11 protein-coding genes are annotated in these 16,196 nt (G+C 64.8%); 5 read left to right on the top strand and 6 right to left on the bottom strand.

Annotated features, from left to right (window positions below; translation table 11 throughout):
* Positions 1-257: 257 nt before the first annotated feature.
* From folD to fixL, 3 genes are all read right to left on the bottom strand, one after another.
* Positions 258-1,118, bottom strand: a complete 861-nt coding sequence (gene folD / locus LXE91_RS17335) for a bifunctional methylenetetrahydrofolate dehydrogenase/methenyltetrahydrofolate cyclohydrolase FolD (protein WP_039364793.1) — start codon at positions 1,116-1,118, stop codon at positions 258-260.
* 243 nt (positions 1,119-1,361) lie between these two features.
* A complete protein-coding gene (gene fixJ / locus LXE91_RS17330; protein WP_006493245.1) occupies positions 1,362-2,000 on the bottom strand; it encodes an oxygen response regulator transcription factor FixJ in 639 nt (212 codons plus the stop codon).
* Positions 1,997-4,513, bottom strand: a complete 2,517-nt coding sequence (gene fixL, locus LXE91_RS17325; RefSeq protein ID WP_039364788.1) for an oxygen sensor histidine kinase FixL — start codon at positions 4,511-4,513, stop codon at positions 1,997-1,999. Before fixL ends, fixJ begins: the two co-directional genes overlap by 4 nt.
* Positions 4,514-4,786: 273 nt before the next feature.
* Here fixL and aceE point away from each other — a divergent pair, with 273 nt between their 5' ends.
* The 3 genes from aceE (at position 4,787) to lpdA (ending at position 11,249) form a co-directional block, all read left to right on the top strand.
* Positions 4,787-7,483, top strand: coding sequence for a pyruvate dehydrogenase (acetyl-transferring), homodimeric type (gene aceE, locus LXE91_RS17320; RefSeq protein WP_039364787.1), 2,697 nt, complete (start codon positions 4,787-4,789; stop codon positions 7,481-7,483).
* A gap of 68 nt (positions 7,484-7,551) precedes the next feature.
* Positions 7,552-9,201 (top strand): dihydrolipoyllysine-residue acetyltransferase, encoded by a 1,650-nt coding sequence (gene aceF, locus LXE91_RS17315; RefSeq protein WP_039364785.1) that lies wholly within the window; start codon positions 7,552-7,554, stop codon positions 9,199-9,201.
* 281 nt (positions 9,202-9,482) lie between these two features.
* Positions 9,483-11,249 (top strand): dihydrolipoyl dehydrogenase, encoded by a 1,767-nt coding sequence (lpdA, locus tag LXE91_RS17310; protein WP_039364782.1) that lies wholly within the window; start codon positions 9,483-9,485, stop codon positions 11,247-11,249.
* Between the two features lie 160 nt (positions 11,250-11,409).
* Here the strand turns inward: lpdA and LXE91_RS17305 are convergent, their stop codons facing one another.
* Positions 11,410-11,853, bottom strand: a complete 444-nt coding sequence (locus LXE91_RS17305; protein ID WP_223274333.1) for a hypothetical protein — start codon at positions 11,851-11,853, stop codon at positions 11,410-11,412.
* A gap of 126 nt (positions 11,854-11,979) precedes the next feature.
* Positions 11,980-12,546, bottom strand: a complete 567-nt coding sequence (locus LXE91_RS17300) for a phasin family protein (RefSeq protein WP_039364780.1) — start codon at positions 12,544-12,546, stop codon at positions 11,980-11,982.
* A gap of 653 nt (positions 12,547-13,199) precedes the next feature.
* On the opposite strand from LXE91_RS17300, the gene pbpG reads away from it, so the two are divergent.
* Complete coding sequence (gene pbpG, locus LXE91_RS17295; RefSeq protein ID WP_039364778.1) at positions 13,200-14,366, top strand: D-alanyl-D-alanine endopeptidase; 1,167 nt, start codon at positions 13,200-13,202, stop codon at positions 14,364-14,366.
* A gap of 90 nt (positions 14,367-14,456) precedes the next feature.
* Here pbpG and LXE91_RS17290 read toward each other — a convergent pair whose 3' ends face one another.
* The gene (locus LXE91_RS17290) at positions 14,457-15,266 is read right to left on the bottom strand and encodes an IclR family transcriptional regulator (protein WP_034183553.1); all 810 of its coding nucleotides are present in this window, start codon (positions 15,264-15,266) and stop codon (positions 14,457-14,459) included.
* Between the two features lie 183 nt (positions 15,267-15,449).
* Between LXE91_RS17290 and LXE91_RS17285 the strand changes: the two genes are divergently transcribed.
* Complete coding sequence (locus LXE91_RS17285) at positions 15,450-16,172, top strand: (Fe-S)-binding protein (protein WP_039364776.1); 723 nt, start codon at positions 15,450-15,452, stop codon at positions 16,170-16,172.
* Positions 16,173-16,196 lie beyond the last annotated feature (24 nt).

Raw genomic sequence — 16,196 nt, 5'->3', positions numbered from 1 at the left:
CTGTCTGTTGCCGGATGAACCGGGGTGAAAAGGGTAAGGCGCGCAAGGCAACGCGGCGCCCGATATCGACATTATTGGGGCGCATCGCGCGCTTTCCAATCGTTAGTTTCTAACGATGCGATTGATGCGGGGTCGAATGCGGGGTGGAAGCGTTTGACGGCGCGGCCGACGCGGTGCGGTGCGGCCGGCGAGGCTGGCGAGGCCGGCGAAGCGCCGGCGGCGCGCGGAACCGCACGCCGGCTGAACGGGGCAGAGGCTCAGGCGGCCGCGTCGGCGGCGCGCTCGGCGGATTCGATCGTGTTGATCAGCAGCATCGTGATGGTCATCGGGCCGACACCGCCCGGCACCGGCGTGATGTGGCCGGCCACTTCCTTCACGCCCGCGAAATCGACGTCGCCGCACAGCTTGCCCGCGTCGTCGCGGTTCATGCCGACGTCGATCACCGTCGCGCCCGGCTTCACCATGTCGGCGGTCAGGATGTTGCGCTTGCCGACCGCGGCGACCACGATGTCGGCCTGCCGCGTGTGCGCAGCGAGGTCGCGCGTCTTGCTGTGGCAGATCGTCACGGTCGCGCCGGCGTCGAGCAGCATCATCGCCATCGGCTTGCCGACGATGTTCGAGCGGCCGATCACGACCGCGTTCGCGCCCTGCAGCGGGATGTCGTGCGCCTCGAACATCTTCATCACGCCGTACGGCGTGCACGGGCGGAACAGCGGCTTGCCGGTCATCAGCGCGCCGGCGTTCGCGACGTGGAAGCCGTCGACGTCCTTCTCCGGTGCGATCGCCTCGATCACCTTGTGGCTGTCGATGTGCTTGGGCAGCGGCAGCTGGACGAGGATGCCGTGGATCTTCGGATCGCGATTCAGCGCGTCGATGCGCGCGAGCAGATCGGCTTCCGACAGCGTGTCCGGGTACGCCTCCTTCAGCGAGAAGAAGCCGTTGTCCTCGCACGCCTTGATCTTGTTGCGCACGTAGACTTCGCTCGCCGGGTTGGCGCCGACGAGGATCACCGCGAGGCCGGGCTGGTGGCCGCGTGCGGTCAGGGCGGCGGCGCGTTCGGCGGCCTGGGCGCGCAGGGTCTTCGAAAGGGCGTTGCCGTCGATGAGGAGGGCTGTCATGGTGGTGGGTCCTGCCGGGAAGTTGGAATGCGGGCGTACGGCACCCGAGGCGCCGCAGCAAAGCACGTAATTATACCGGTCGCCTGCTGCCGTCCGACAGCGAATCAACGGAAAGCGTCATGGCCGCGGCGCTCGCGCGCCGGGAGAACGGCCGCCGCCGCGCGAGTGGGCCGCATCGCGCGGGGCGGCTGGGAGCACTGGCTTGCGGGCCGGGCGGGCAGTGCCGCCGCGGCCGGCGCCCGCTCAGGCCTGCTTCTTCGACAGCGCGAGGCGCAGCAGGTCGGCCACCGTGTTGACGTTGAGCTTTTCCATGATGTTCGCGCGGTGCGCTTCGACCGTCTTGATGCTGATGCCGAGATCGTCGGCGATCTGCTTGTTCAGGCGGCCCGCGATGATCCGTTCGAGCACCTGCTGCTCGCGCGCGGTCAGCTTCGACAGGCGTTCGCTCGCGGCACGCTGTTCCTGGACGCTCTTGCTTTCGCTTCGGGCCTTGTCGAGCATCCGCTCGACGAGCTTGCGCAGCTCGGCTTCGTCGAACGGTTTCTCGATAAAGTCCATCGCACCCTTTTTCATCGTCGAGACGGCCATCGGCACATCGCCGTGACCCGTGACGAAGATGATCGGCAGCGCGGCATTGTCGGCAATCAGGCGCTCCTGCAGTTCGAGGCCGCTCATGCCCGACATGCGGACGTCGAGGATCAGGCACGCGATCTGGCCGGCCTGCTGTGCAGGCTGGTAGGCATCGAGGAACTGCTCGGCGCTCGAGAAGCATTGCACGCGATAGCCGTTCGCCTCCAGCAGCCAGCGCAGCGAGTCCCGTACGGCCTCGTCGTCGTCAACGACAAAGACGGTTTCCTGAGTGGTGGTGACAGGGCTATTCATAGTTCTCCCGTAACGGTATGTGATGCCGATGCCTCGCGCCCCCCTTGGCCGAGATCAGCGGGTTCCCCAATGGGCAGGCTGCAGTGGAACGTTGCGCCGGATATGCGGCCATCCGGCTCGACGTTGTTGACCACCCACAGACGCCCCCGATGCGATTCGATGATCGAACGGCAGATATTCAGCCCCATGCCCATGCCATCGGACTTGGTGCTGTAAAACGGTTCAAACAGGCGCTCGGCGGTCGCTTCGTCGACGCCCGGGCCCTGGTCGATCACGCGGATGTCGACGAAGCCCGCCTCGATATCGGCGACGACGCGGATCACGCCGTCCACCGACGCCGGCTTCACGTCGGCCATTGCCTCGGCCGCGTTCTTCATCAGGTTCACGAGCACCTGCTCGATCAGCACGGGGTCGACATAAATAATAGGCATTCTTGCGAGGATTTCCGTGACGATCCGGATCCTGCGCTTCCTGGCCTCGATTTCGGCGAGCCCGACCGCATCGGCGACGATGTCCGCGACCCGCGCCGGCTGGCGCTTCGGCTCGCTGCGCTTCACGAATTCACGGATCCGCTTGACGATCATCCCCGCGCGCAGCGCCTGCTGCGCGGTCTTTTCCAGCGCGGGCTGCAGCGTCTCCGGCGTGCCGCGGCCGCTCTTCACGAGCGCGAGCGTGCCCGAGCAGTAGTTGTTGATCGCGGCGAGCGGCTGGTTCAATTCGTGAGCAATCGACGACGCCATTTCACCCATCGTCATCAATCGGCTCGTGAACTGCAGCTTCTCTTCCTGCTGGTGCGCGAGTTCCTGCGCCTTCTTGCGGGTCGTGATGTCGGTCGCGATCTGCATCTGCGCGAGGTGGCCGTCCACCCACTGGATGTACTGGCGGCGCACCTCGAACCACTTCTGGATGCTCTCGACGTACACCTCCTGCGCGTCCGCCGTGCTGCTCGTCAGCGCGGCGGCCGGCAGGCCCGCGAACGCGTCGACCATGTCGATCGAGTCGGACGATGCCTGCGCACGGTCGAAGCCGCCGCCCGACAGCTCGAGATGGCCGTCCGGGCGAATGCCGAACAGGTGGCGGTAGTAGCGGTTCGCGAACAGCAGCTCGGCCTCGTCGGCGGCCAGCACCGACACCGCGGCGTCGAGGCTTTCGAGTACGGTCGTGAAGCGCTCGTGCGCGGCAGCGAGTTCTTCGCGCGCGCGCTTCGGCTCGGTGATGTCGGTCATCGACGACATCCAGCCGGTCTGGCGGCCCGAGCTGTCGATCAGCGGGGAGACATAGAGGCGCGCATGGAACAGCGTGCCGTTCTTGCGCCGCACGCGCAGCTCGAAACCCGAGCTCGGCGCCTTGCCGCGCAGCGTCATGTCGAGCTGGCGCTGCATTTCCGGGTACGCGTCGCGCGGCCAGTACGGGAACGGCGCGACCTTGCCGACGAGGTCGGTTTCGTCCCAGCCCGTCATCCGGCAGAACGCGGGGTTCACGTGCGTGATGCGGCCGTGCATGTCGAGCACGCGCATGCCGATCAGCACCGAGTTTTCCATCGCGCGGCGGAAGAACGCTTCCGCGTACAGCGCCTGCTGCGCCTCGAAGCGCTGGCGCGTGTGCTTCCACAGGCTCCAGAGGCTCCACAGCACGAAGCACGACAGGCCCGCGACGAGCCACACGAGCGTGTTGTTGGTCAGGTTCGTGAGCTGCGGGAATGCGTACACGCGCACGGTCAGCCCCTGGCCGGGCGGGTCGAGCGGCAGGTCGTAGTGCGAGTCGCGCGGCAGGCGCGGGCGCGTCGACGTGGACGACAGCTCGCGGTTGTTCGCGTCGGTGATCGAGATCTTGTACTTCGACGACAGCTCCTGCGGGATGTCGTGCTTCAGGATGCCTTCGACCGAGAACACCGCGGCGATCGAGCCGAGGTACTCGCGGTCGCCGCGCATCACCGGTGTCTGCAGCGTGATGAAGCCGTTGCCGAAGTCGTCGTAGATCAGCGGCGAATAGGCCTGGCGGCGCGTGCTGCGCGCCTCGTCGTACGCGCCGCGCACGGCATCCTGCATCTGCGCGTCGCCGGGCTTCGCGAGCCGCTGGCCGAGCAGCGGCGGATGGACGGTCGGCCAGCGCTGCACGCCGGGCGACGTGTACCAGTTCAGGTAGAGGATTTCCGGATGCGTTTGCATCACGTCCGCGACGGCCATCTGGAACGCGTTCTGGTCGAGACGGCCGGAGGCGAGATCGCGCGACACCGCCTGGAGCTGTTCCTGCGCGCCCGTCATCGACAGGCGGATCTGCTGCTGCGCCCACGCGACGTTACGGAAGAGGGTGTCTTCCTGCTGCTGTTGTTCGCGGCGATTGAGGCTCCACAGGATGAGGCTCATCACCACCAGGAACACCAGGATCGACAGCAGGGGCGTCAGCAAATAGGAATTGGACCACCACGGTCCGTGGTGCCAACGGGACGGCTGCGACTCCGCCGGCGGGCCCGACGGTCGCGCCGAGCGTGCGAAAAGCCGATCGGTCAACATGGCAGGATTGTAGCGCAGCGCAATACATGGAAAACCTATACCGGATATGTTGAACGGAAACGGATTTGTTCAGCCGCGACGCGCCGGAGAGCCCCGAAATATGGGTGCAGCGCAGCAATATTCCGCATTGCGAGAAAAGATCTCACGATTCGAAAATTTTGTTGCGCCGGCCCGCGCACGCTCATTACAATCCGTCGGAGCTTGCCCGCAGCCGGTCGCGTCGCGTCGTCTGCACGAGAGCGATCCTCACATTCCAGGACCCAGGAGACGAGAATGTCCGCTGTACCGAACGAAGTGATGAAATATGTCGCCGCCGAACATGACGACGACCCGCAAGAAACCGTCGAATGGCTCGAGTCGCTCGACGGCGTAATCTCCTCCGTGGGCACTGGCCGCGCGCACTACCTGATCGAAAAGCAGATCGAATTCGCCCGCATGCACGGCGAACACCTGCCGTTTTCCGCGAATACCCCGTACATCAACACGATCCCGGTCGCCGCGCAGGCGAAGATCCCGGGCGACCAGGACATCGAGCACCGCATCCGTTCGTACACGCGCTGGAACGCGCTGGCGATGGTGCTGCGTGCAGGCAAGGACACGAACGTCGGCGGCCACATCGCGTCGTTCGCGTCGGCCGCGACGCTCTATGACGTCGGCTACAACCACTTCTGGCACGCAGCGTCCGAGCAGCACGGCGGCGATCTCGTGTTCGTGCAGGGCCACTCGTCGCCGGGCGTCTACTCGCGCGCGTTCCTGCTCGGCCGCCTGAAGGAAGAGCAGCTCGACAACTTCCGCCAGGAAGTCGACGGCAACGGCATTTCGTCGTACCCGCACCCGTGGCTGATGCCGGACTTCTGGCAGTTCCCGACCGTGTCGATGGGCCTCGGCCCGATCATGGCGATCTACCAGGCCCGCTTCATGAAGTACCTGGAAGCGCGCGGCATCACGAAGACGGAAGGCCGCAAGGTGTGGGCATTCCTCGGCGACGGCGAGACGGACGAACCGGAATCGCTCGGCGCGATCGGGATGGCGAGCCGCGAGAAGCTCGACAACCTCGTGTTCGTGATCAACTGCAACCTGCAGCGTCTTGACGGCCCGGTGCGCGGCAACGGCAAGATCATCCAGGAACTCGAATCGGAATTCCGCGGTGCCGGCTGGAACGTGATCAAGGTCATCTGGGGCAGCCGCTGGGATGCGCTGTTCGCACGCGACAAGTCGGGCGCGCTGATGCGCCGCATGATGGAAGTCGTCGACGGCGAGTACCAGACGTACAAGTCGGAATCCGGCGCGTTCGTGCGCGAGCACTTCTTCAACACGCCTGAGCTGAAGGCGCTCGTCGCCGACTGGTCGGACGACGACATCTGGGCGCTGAACCGCGGCGGCCACGATCCGCACAAGATCTACGCGGCTTTCCACGAAGCCACGAACACGAAGGGCGCGCCGACCGTCATCCTCGCGAAGACCATCAAGGGCTACGGGATGGGCGAGTCGGGCCAGGCGATGAACATCACGCACCAGCAGAAGAAGCTGCCGGTCGAGCAACTGAAGAAGTTCCGTGACCAGTTCCGCCTGCCGATCACCGACGAGCAGATCGCCGACGTGCCGTACCTGAAGTTCGAGGAAGGCTCGAAGGAACTCGAATACATGCGCAAGCAGCGCATGGACCTCGGCGGCTACCTGCCGCACCGCCGCGAGAAGGCGACGTCGCTGCCGGTGCCGGCGCTCGACGCATTCGAGCCGCTGCTGAAGGGCACGGGCGAAGGCCGCGAGATCTCGACGACGATGGCGTTCGTGCGGATCCTGAACATCCTGCTGAAGGACAAGGCGCTCGGCAAGCGCGTCGTGCCGATCGTCCCGGACGAATCGCGTACGTTCGGCATGGAAGGCCTGTTCCGCCAGATCGGCATCTGGAACCAGCAGGGCCAGAAGTACGTGCCGGAAGATTCCGACCAGCTGATGTTCTACAAGGAATCGGAAACCGGCCAGATCCTGCAGGAAGGCATCAACGAAGCGGGTGGCATGTGCGACTGGATCGCGGCGGCGACGTCGTACTCGACGCACGGCGAGATCATGGTGCCGTTCTACATCTTCTATTCGATGTTCGGCTTCCAGCGGATCGGCGACCTGGCATGGGCCGCGGGCGACATGCGTTCGCGCGGCTTCCTGCTCGGCGGTACCGCGGGCCGCACGACGCTGAACGGCGAAGGCCTGCAGCACGAAGACGGCCACTCGCTCCTGTGGGCGGCATCGGTGCCGAACTGCGTGAGCTACGACCCGACGTTCGGCTACGAGCTCGCCGTGATCGTCCAGGACGGCCTGCGCCGCATGGTGCAGGACCAGGAAGACGTGTACTACTACATCACGGTGATGAACGAGAACTACGAGCACCCGGCGATTCCGCAGGGCGAGCACGTGGCGGCCGACATCATCAAGGGCATGTACGCGTTCAAGAAGGCCGATGCCGACAAGAAGGCGCCGCGCGTCCAGCTGCTGGGCGCAGGTACGATCTTCAACGAAGTGATCGCCGCCGCCGAGCTGCTGAAGAACGACTGGGGCGTCGCCGCCGACCTGTGGAGCGTGCCGAGCTTCACCGAGCTCGCGCGTGAAGGCCACCAGGTCGAACGCTGGAACCTGCTCCATCCGACCGAAGAGCGTCGTCTGTCGCACGTGCAGAAGTGCCTGAAGGACACGCAGGGCCCGGTCATCGCATCGACCGACTACGTCCGTGCGCTGGTCGACCAGATCCGCGGCCAGATCGATCGCCGCTTCGTCGTGCTGGGCACGGACGGCTTCGGCCGTTCGGACACCCGCGAGAAGCTGCGTCACTTCTTCGAGGTCGACCGTCACTGGGTCACCGTCGCCGCGCTCAACGCGCTGGCCGACGAGGGCACGATCGAGCGCAAGGTGGTCGCGGAAGCGATCGCCAAGTACAACCTCGATCCGTCGAAGCCCAACCCGATGACCGTTTAACGCACACGCCGTGTGATGCCGCGCGCCGCTTCCGCGAGGGGCGCGCGCGGCCATGGAGACAGAAACAGATGAGTCAAGCGATCGAAGTGAAGGTGCCGGATATCGGCGATTACAAGGATGTGCCGGTGATCGAGATCGGCGTGAAGGTCGGCGATACCGTCGAGCCGGAGCAGTCGCTCGTCACGCTCGAGTCGGACAAGGCGACGATGGACGTGCCGAGCCCGGTCGGCGGCGTCGTGAAGGAAATCAAGGTCAAGGTGGGTGATTCCGTGTCGGAAGGCTCGCTGATCATCCTGCTCGAAGGCGGCGCCGCGGCGCAGGCGAACGGCTCGGCCGCGCCCGCTGCTGCTCCGGCTCCGGCGGCAGCGCCGGCACCGGCTGCTGCAGCACCGGCGGCCGCACCGGCAGCAGCCGGCGGCACGCTCGAAGTGAAGGTCCCCGACATCGGCGACTACAAGGATGTGCCGGTGATCGAGATCGGCGTGAAGGTCGGCGACACGGTCGAGAAGGAGCAGTCGCTCGTCACGCTCGAGTCGGACAAGGCGACGATGGACGTGCCGAGCCCGGCGGCAGGTGTCGTCAAGGACATCAAGGTCAAGGTGGGCGATTCGGTGTCGGAAGGCACGCTGATCGTGCTGCTCGAAGCCGCAGGTGCCGCTGCTGCCGCACCGCAGGCGAGCGCACCGGCTCCGGCCGCTGCCGCTCCGGCGCCGGCACCTGCCGCCGCACCCGCGCAGGCCGCCCCGGCACCGGCTGCTGCTGCGCCGGCTCCGGCCGCTGCGCAGTCGGGCGAATACCGCGCCAGCCACGCATCGCCGTCGGTGCGCAAGTTCGCGCGCGAGCTCGGCGTCGAAGTCGCACGCGTACAGGGTTCGGGTCCGAAGGGCCGTATTACGAAGGAAGACGTCACGAGCTTCGTGAAGGGCGTGATGACCGGCCAGCGCGCAGCACCGGCCGCGGCTGCCGCGCCGGCAGGCGGCGGCGAGCTGAACCTGCTGCCGTGGCCGAAGGTCGACTTCTCGAAGTTCGGCCCGTTCGAAGCGAAGCCGCTGTCGCGCATCAAGAAGATCTCGGGTGCGAACCTGCATCGCAACTGGGTGATGATCCCGCACGTCACGAACAACGACGAAGCGGACATCACCGAGCTCGAAGCGCTGCGGGTGCAACTGAACAAGGAACACGAGAAGGCGGGCGTGAAGTTCACGATGCTCGCGTTCGTGATCAAGGCAGTCGTTGCTGCACTGAAGAAATTCCCGACGTTCAACGCAAGCCTCGACGGCGACAACCTGGTGTTCAAGCAGTACTACCACATCGGTTTTGCCGCGGATACGCCGAACGGTCTGGTCGTGCCGGTGATCCGCGATGCGGACAAGAAGGGTCTCGTCGATATCGCGAAGGAAATGGCCGAGCTGTCGAAGGCGGCACGCGACGGCAAGCTGAAGCCGGACCAGATGCAGGGCGGCTGCTTCTCGATCTCGTCGCTCGGCGGCATCGGTGGCACGAACTTCACGCCGATCATCAATGCGCCGGAAGTGGCGATCCTCGGGTTGTCGCGCGGCCAGATGAAGCCGGTGTGGGACGGCAAGCAGTTCGTGCCGCGGCTCACGCTGCCGCTGTCGCTGTCGTATGACCATCGCGTGATCGATGGCGCGGAAGCCGCGCGGTTCAATGCGTATCTCGGCGCGTTGCTTGCCGATTTCCGTCGCATCATTCTTTGATGAGCGTGGGAGTGGCTCGCGGGGGCGTGGGTTTTTTGTTTGTTATCCACGCTCTGTCGTTGAACCTGTTTTGCTAACGGTCTATTAGCGTCGCCCCTGCGCGGGGCGGCGGTCACTTTTCTTTGTCTTCCAAAGAAAAGTAACCAAAAGAAAGGCGCGTCCTTGGGCGGACGGCAAAGGTGGTCCTGCCCAAGTTCGCGTTCTTTTGCCAGGCCGTCGTTGCGGGTTTCTTCTGCGGGTTCCTCCCCCTCTGTCTGCAGCTAATCAAGAAGGGGACAGTAATGAGTCTCATCGAAGTCAAGGTTCCGGATATCGGCGATTTCAGCGGCGTCGATGTCATCGAAGTCAACGTCAAACCCGGCGACGTGATCGAAAAAGAGCAAACGCTCATCACGCTCGAATCCGATAAAGCCTCCATGGAAGTGCCCAGCGACGTCGCCGGCACCGTCAAGGAAATCAAGGTCAAAGCCGGCGAGAAAGTCTCGCAAGGCACCGTCATCGCCATCGTCGAAGCATCGGCTGGCGCCGCCGCTCCCGCGAAAGCACCCGAAGCAGCCAAGCCCGCAGCAGCTGCACCGGCGCCGGCCGCAGCCGCTCCGGCGCCCGCGCCGCAAGCCGGCAGCTACGCCGGTGCAGCCGACATCGAGTGCGACATGCTCGTGCTCGGCGCCGGCCCCGGCGGCTACTCGGCCGCGTTCCGCGCCGCCGACCTCGGCATGAAGACGGTGCTCGTCGAACGCTACTCGACGCTCGGCGGCGTGTGCCTGAACGTGGGCTGCATCCCGTCGAAAGCGCTGCTGCATACGTCGCTCGTCGTCGAGGAAGCCGCGGCGCTCGCGTCGCACGGCATCACGTTCGGCAAGCCGGAAGTCGATCTCGACAAGCTGCGCGACTTCAAGGGCGGCGTCGTCAAGAAACTGACGACGGGCCTCGCCGGCATGGCGAAAGCACGCAAGGTCGAAGTGGTCACGGGCGTCGGCGCATTCGTCGATCCGTATCACATGGAAGTGCAGGGCGAAAACGGCAAGAAGGTCGTGAAGTTCAAGCAGGCGATCATCGCTGCGGGCTCGCAGGCCGTGAAGCTGCCGTTCATGCCGGAAGACCCGCGCGTCGTCGATTCGACCGGCGCACTCGAACTGCGCCAGCTGCCCAAGCGCATGCTCGTGATCGGCGGCGGCATCATCGGCCTCGAAATGGCCACGGTGTACTCGACGCTCGGCGCCGAGATCGACGTCGTCGAAATGATGGACGGCCTGATGATGGGCGCCGACCGCGATCTCGTGAAGGTCTGGGAAAAGTACAACGCGAAGCGCTTCGGCAACGTGATGCTGAAGACCAAGACGGTCGGCGCGGAAGCGAAGGAAGACGGCATCTACGTGAAGTTCGAGGGCGAGAAGGCCCCGGCGGAAGCGCAGCGCTACGACCTCGTGCTCGTCGCGGTGGGCCGCAGCCCGAACGGCAAGAAGATCGGCGCCGACAAGGCTGGCGTCGCCGTCACGGATCGCGGCTTCATCGACGTCGACAAGCAGATGCGCACGAACGTCCCGCACATCTTCGCGATCGGCGATATCGTCGGCCAGCCGATGCTCGCGCACAAGGCCGTGCATGAAGGCCACGTCGCAGCGGAAGCCGCGCACGGCGAGAAGGCGTACTTCGACGCACTGCAGATTCCGTCGGTGGCATACACCGATCCGGAAGTGGCATGGGCCGGCAAGACGGAAGACCAGTGCAAGGCCGAAGGCATCAAGTACGGCAAGGCCGTGTTCCCGTGGGCCGCTTCGGGCCGCGCGATCGCGAACGGCCGTGACGAAGGCTTCACGAAGCTGATCTTCGACGAGGAAACCCATCGCGTGATCGGTGGTGCCATCGTCGGCCTGAACGCGGGCGACCTGATCAGTGAAGTGTGCCTCGCCGTCGAGATGGGCGCGGACGCGGAAGACATCGGCAAGACGATCCATCCGCACCCGACGCTCGGCGAATCGGTTGGCATGGCCGCCGAGCTGTACGAAGGCGTCTGTACCGACCTGCCGCCGCAACGCAAGAAGTGACGCGGCCGGCTCGGCCGGTCAGGTGCTGGCCATGAAAAACGCCGCCGCTCGGGCAACCGGGCGGCGGCGTTTTTATTGCTGCATAGCCCAGAGCAGAACAGAGCAGAGCGGGGCGGCCTCTGCCGAAGGCGCGGTCCGCGCACACGCAGAGCGGCGGGATCTACTTTGCCGCCCTGACGAATTGCGGAGCAACGCCGAGTTTTTCGCCGAGTTGCCTGATGAACGCGTGCAACTCGTCTCGTGGCGCGGCAGCGGCGTGCGGCGGGGGCGTCTCGCCCATCGAGACTTCGACCGTGAGGTAGGATTTGTTCGGACTCGATTTCGCCGGCGTCACGACGATCAGGTAACGGTAATGGCTGGTGTTGTCTTCTCCAGCAATCACGTGCTCCTCGGAAATCACAACCATTCCATTCTTCGTCAACCATGACCGGGCCGCATCCACGATGCCGGCAAAGGGCAGCTCGACCGCGTACATTTCCATCGGTGGCGTTTCTGCCGGTTGAGACGTCGTGGCGGGCGGGGCGGCCATGGCGCGGCCAGGCATCGCAAGCGCCGCGACGGAAATGGCCGTGGCGACGGTGATGGATCTGAGCGTTCTGTACATGAAGGAAAAGAGAGCGCGCAACAAAAAGAGGGCAATGTCTGACAGGGATTGTCGCCCGATCGCATGTTCCGGCGCCAGAAATGAAAAAGCCGCGCTGGGCGCGGCTTTTTCAGGAGCAGGGGACGCTTACGCGGCCGGCTTGCTCGTACGACGTGCAGCAGCGGCGGTAGCAGCCTTCGTTGCGACGGCAGCAGCGGCGTTGAAGTTCGTTTCAGCGATTTCGACGGCTTGCTTCGTGGCCTTCTGAACCGTTTCGTACGTGGTGTTTGCAGCGTTCAGTGCCGACTTCAGTGCTGCGACAGCCGTTTCCGAACCGGCCGGGGCGTTCTTCGCGACGTTGTCGACGAGTGCCTGGACCTTCTTGTTCTGCTCTTCGAATTGCGCTTCGGCAACCTTCGCGAACTCGGCTTGCGTCGACGACGCGATTTCATACAGGTGACGGCCGTACGACAGCACCTTTTCTGCAACCGGCTGCGACAGGCTGGCTTGCAGCGCGATCAGTTCCTGTGCGTCCTTCACCGACAGCAGACGCTGTGCGTTTTCCTGGCCTTCGGCCAGCGTCGACTTCACGACCTGCAGGTTGAGTTCGATCAGCTTTTCGACGCCTTCGAATGCCTTGGTCGTCAGACCGAACAGGCTTTCGAGGTTGGCTTTCTGGGCGGCGGCGATTTGCTCGGGGGTCAGCAAGGACATGTCAAGCTCCTGAAAAGCGATCGCGTCGATCGCAGGATAAAGGGCACTACGCTGGGGAACCTCGGATGCGCGTGCTTTGTGCAACGCAGCAATGAGGCTTATTTTAGGGCAGAGAAAACCAATGTCAAGTACTTTTTGTGCGTTGCACAATCGCGACAAATTATCGATAAAACAACGAGTTATCGTGCTTGTTCGGAATCGGTTTCATGCCGCGATCCCAGATGGTGCGCACGGCTGAGGGGCAGGCGCGGCGCACCATGATCATGCACAGGTAAACCTGACAGGCCTGTGGAACGTTATCCTTCTGTTCCTGTCGAAAACGCGCCGTTTCGATGCGCGTACCGTGGCGAAGTGCCGCCGCCACGGCCGAGACCGGCGCCCCTGGCACCCCGAGCGCCGGATACGTAGTTTCCCCGCTTTAAATCGCCTCCGAAGTGACGTTATCTCAATTAACCGTGTGTAATCGGGAGACGGGTACTGTCGGGCAGCGCTTCCCATGGATTTTTTCGATGGGAGCGGGAGGGTTCATTGGTCAGAGGTTGGCCGACCCTTACATTCCGGTTTAACGACGATCGGTAAGTGCCTAATATTGCTCTTTTTTTCAGCTTTAACTACACTTGCGGAAACCTCCCGCCCGCTTTGTCCAGACCCCAATGAAAGCCGAATCGTTTTCACCGCGCAGATTGTTGCAGAGCATGACGCTCGGCACGGCTGTGTCGGTCGCAGTCGCCTTGCTGGCGACCACCGCGTCCGTCGCGCCTGCTGACGCCTTTGCCGCCACTGCGAAGACCCAACAAGCCGCCAAGAAAAAAGCTGTCGCTCCTGCTTCGTCCGCGAAGAAGAAGTCGGCCAAGGCCAGCTCCGACAAATCCGCGAAGGTCGCGGCCGCCGACGCGCCGCGCGCGAAGGCGTCGCGCAAGCGCGTGACGTTCGCGTCGAACGTGCATGGCGGCCATCACGGGGCAGTCCGCAAGGTCGCGTTCCAGCCGCGCCGGCCGACCGTCGGCCAGGCCTTCGGTCTGCACGACACGCCGGACGCGCTCGCGCTGCGTTCGAGCGTCGCGTACGTCGTCGACCAGAACTCGGGCGAGCCGCTGTTCGACAAGAATTCACACGCCGTCGTGCCGATCGCGTCGATCTCGAAGCTGATGACGGCGATGGTCGTGCTCGACTCGAAGACGCCGATGACCGACCAGATCGAAGTCACCGACGAAGACCGCGACTACGAGAAGGGCACGGGCTCGCGCCTGTCGGTCGGCTCGGTGCTGTCGCGTGAAGACATGCTGCACATCGCGCTGATGGCGTCGGAAAACCGCGCGGCCGCCGCGCTGTCGCGTTACTACCCCGGCGGCCGTCCGGCGTTCATCGCCGCGATGAACGCGAAGGCGAAGTCGCTCGGCATGACCGATACGCATTTCGAGAATTCGACGGGTCTGTCGAGCTCGAACGTGTCGAGCGCGCGCGATCTCGTGAAGATGGTCAACGCGGCGTACCAGTACCCGATGATTCGTCAGTTCTCGACCGATCGCACTTACGAGGTGTACACGGGCAAGCGCAACCTGGTCTACAACAGCACGAACGCGCTGATCCGCGGCAATGGCTCGTGGGACATCGGTCTGCAGAAAACGGGTTTCATCAACGAAGCGGGCGAGTGCCTCGTGATGCAGGCGACGATCCACGGCAAGCCGATGGTGATGGTGCTGCTCGACTCGTTCGGCAAGTATTCGCGCTTCGCCGATGCGGCGCGCCTGCGCAACTGGCTCGATGCCGGCGGCGGCGAGCGCCTGACGGCAGCCAACACGCCGAGCGGCGGGACCTGATCGCACGGTCGCGGCGGTTCGCCGCCGCGCCGATGGCTGAAAAAAAGCCCCGCAATCGCGGGGCTTTTTCATTGGGCGAGCGGGAGCGGCTTACGCCTGCCGCTGCAGTCCGTCCGCATCCTTCGCGGGCGCCGGCCGGTAGCCGAGCGATTCCGAAATGGTGAGGGCCGTGCGGCTCAACTGGCCGAGCCACGCATCCTGGAGACGATCGGCCGGTGCCGACAACGACAGGCCCGCGACGAGCTTGCCAGAGTCGTCGTAGATGCCCGCGGCGATACAGCGCACGCCGAGCTCCAGCTCCTCGTTGTCGCGCGCGCACGATTGCTGGCGGACGATCGTCAGCTCGCGCTCGAGCTTCGCGATGTCGGTGATGCTGTTCTGCGTATGGCCGGACAGCCCCGTGCGCGTCGCATACGCGCGCACGCGTGACGTTTCGTCGGCCGCGAGGAACAGCTTGCCGACGGACGTGAGGTGCAGCGGCGCGCGGCCGCCGATCGCGCGGACGACCTGCATTCCCGAGCGCTCCGAATACGCACGCTCGATGTAGACGATCTCGTCGCCCTGGCGCACCGACAGGTTCACGGTTTGCCCGGTGAGGCGGTGCAGTTCGCGCATCGGCATCAGTGCCGCGTCGCGCACCGACAGGCGCGCCTTCACGAGGTTGCCGAGCTCCAGCAGGCGCATGCCGAGGCGATACGTGCCGGGATCGGAGCGATCGACGAGACGGCAAGTCACCATGTCGTTGAGGATGCGGTGCGCGGTCGACGGGTGCAGCTCCGTCCGCTGCGCAAGCTCCTTCAGGCTGACAGGGTCACTGTGCGCGGCGAGCGCGTCCAGCAACCGCATCATGCGTTCGATCACCTGGATCGACGTTTTGGAATCCGGGGTGGGTTGGCTCATGTCGGGGGAGAAATCGGTTGACGCGTCAAGCGGTGTTGGAACGATTGTATCTCGTATTGTGAAAAAAGCGAACGCCGTTCGAGGAAATCCTCGTTTCGCGCCGTGGGGGCTTGCGGGAGCGCCGGCGTTGGTCTTGCCGGCCAAACGGCGGATAATGAGAGCCGTTTTCTCGAAGGAGCACGTATGCGAGTCGGTTTGTTCGTGACCTGCCTGGTCGATCTGATGCGCCCCGAAATCGGTTTTTCGGCGCTCAAGCTGATTCGCGACGCCGGCTACGAGGTGATCGTGCCGCCCGCGCAGACTTGCTGCGGCCAGCCGGCCTACAACTCGGGCGACCGTGCGCTCGCGCGTGATCTCGCGGAAAAGACGCTGCGCGAGTTCGAGCAGTTCGATTACGTCGTCGCGCCGTCGGGTTCCTGCGGCGGGATGATTCGCGCGCACTACGGCGACCTGTTCCGCGACGACCCCGAGCTGATGGGGCGCTACACGCGGCTCCAGCAGAAAGTCTACGAACTGACCGATTTCCTGGCGAACGTCGCGAAGGTGTCGCTCGCGCCGGGCGAGTTCACGGGGCCCGTCACTTACCACGATTCGTGCTCGGGCCTGCGCGAGCTCGGCGTGAAGGCGCAGCCGCGCGCGCTGCTCGCGCAGCGCGGCATCGCGGTCACCGAGATGAAGGACTGCGAGCACTGCTGCGGCTTCGGCGGCACGTTCGCGGTCAAGTACGGCGACATCTCGGCGGCCATCGCGGACGAGAAATGCGCGAACGTGCGCGCGTCGGGCACGGGCGCCGTCGTGCTCGGCGATCTCGGCTGCATGCTGAACATCGAAGGGCGGTTGCGCCGCACCGGCGACCGCGACACGCGCGTGCTGCACGTAGCGCAGGTGCTGGCGGGCGACGTCTGACGCCCGGTTCCGCTCACTTTTCCC

This window comes from Burkholderia contaminans, assembly GCF_029633825.1.
Classification (GTDB): Bacteria; Pseudomonadota; Gammaproteobacteria; order Burkholderiales; family Burkholderiaceae; genus Burkholderia; species Burkholderia contaminans.
This window is presented reverse-complemented; position numbering and strand designations above follow the sequence as displayed.

Coding starts and splice junctions, on each gene's coding strand:
- folD (WP_039364793.1), bottom strand. CDS start 1,118: ATGACAGCCCTCCTCATCGACGGCAACGCCCTTTCGAAGACCCTGCGC.
- fixJ (WP_006493245.1), bottom strand. CDS start 2,000: ATGAATAGCCCTGTCACCACCACTCAGGAAACCGTCTTTGTCGTTGAC.
- fixL (WP_039364788.1), bottom strand. CDS start 4,513: ATGTTGACCGATCGGCTTTTCGCACGCTCGGCGCGACCGTCGGGCCCG.
- aceE (WP_039364787.1), top strand. CDS start 4,787: ATGTCCGCTGTACCGAACGAAGTGATGAAATATGTCGCCGCCGAACAT.
- aceF (WP_039364785.1), top strand. CDS start 7,552: ATGAGTCAAGCGATCGAAGTGAAGGTGCCGGATATCGGCGATTACAAG.
- lpdA (WP_039364782.1), top strand. CDS start 9,483: ATGAGTCTCATCGAAGTCAAGGTTCCGGATATCGGCGATTTCAGCGGC.
- LXE91_RS17305 (WP_223274333.1), bottom strand. CDS start 11,853: ATGTACAGAACGCTCAGATCCATCACCGTCGCCACGGCCATTTCCGTC.
- LXE91_RS17300 (WP_039364780.1), bottom strand. CDS start 12,546: ATGTCCTTGCTGACCCCCGAGCAAATCGCCGCCGCCCAGAAAGCCAAC.
- pbpG (WP_039364778.1), top strand. CDS start 13,200: ATGAAAGCCGAATCGTTTTCACCGCGCAGATTGTTGCAGAGCATGACG.
- LXE91_RS17290 (WP_034183553.1), bottom strand. CDS start 15,266: ATGAGCCAACCCACCCCGGATTCCAAAACGTCGATCCAGGTGATCGAA.
- LXE91_RS17285 (WP_039364776.1), top strand. CDS start 15,450: ATGCGAGTCGGTTTGTTCGTGACCTGCCTGGTCGATCTGATGCGCCCC.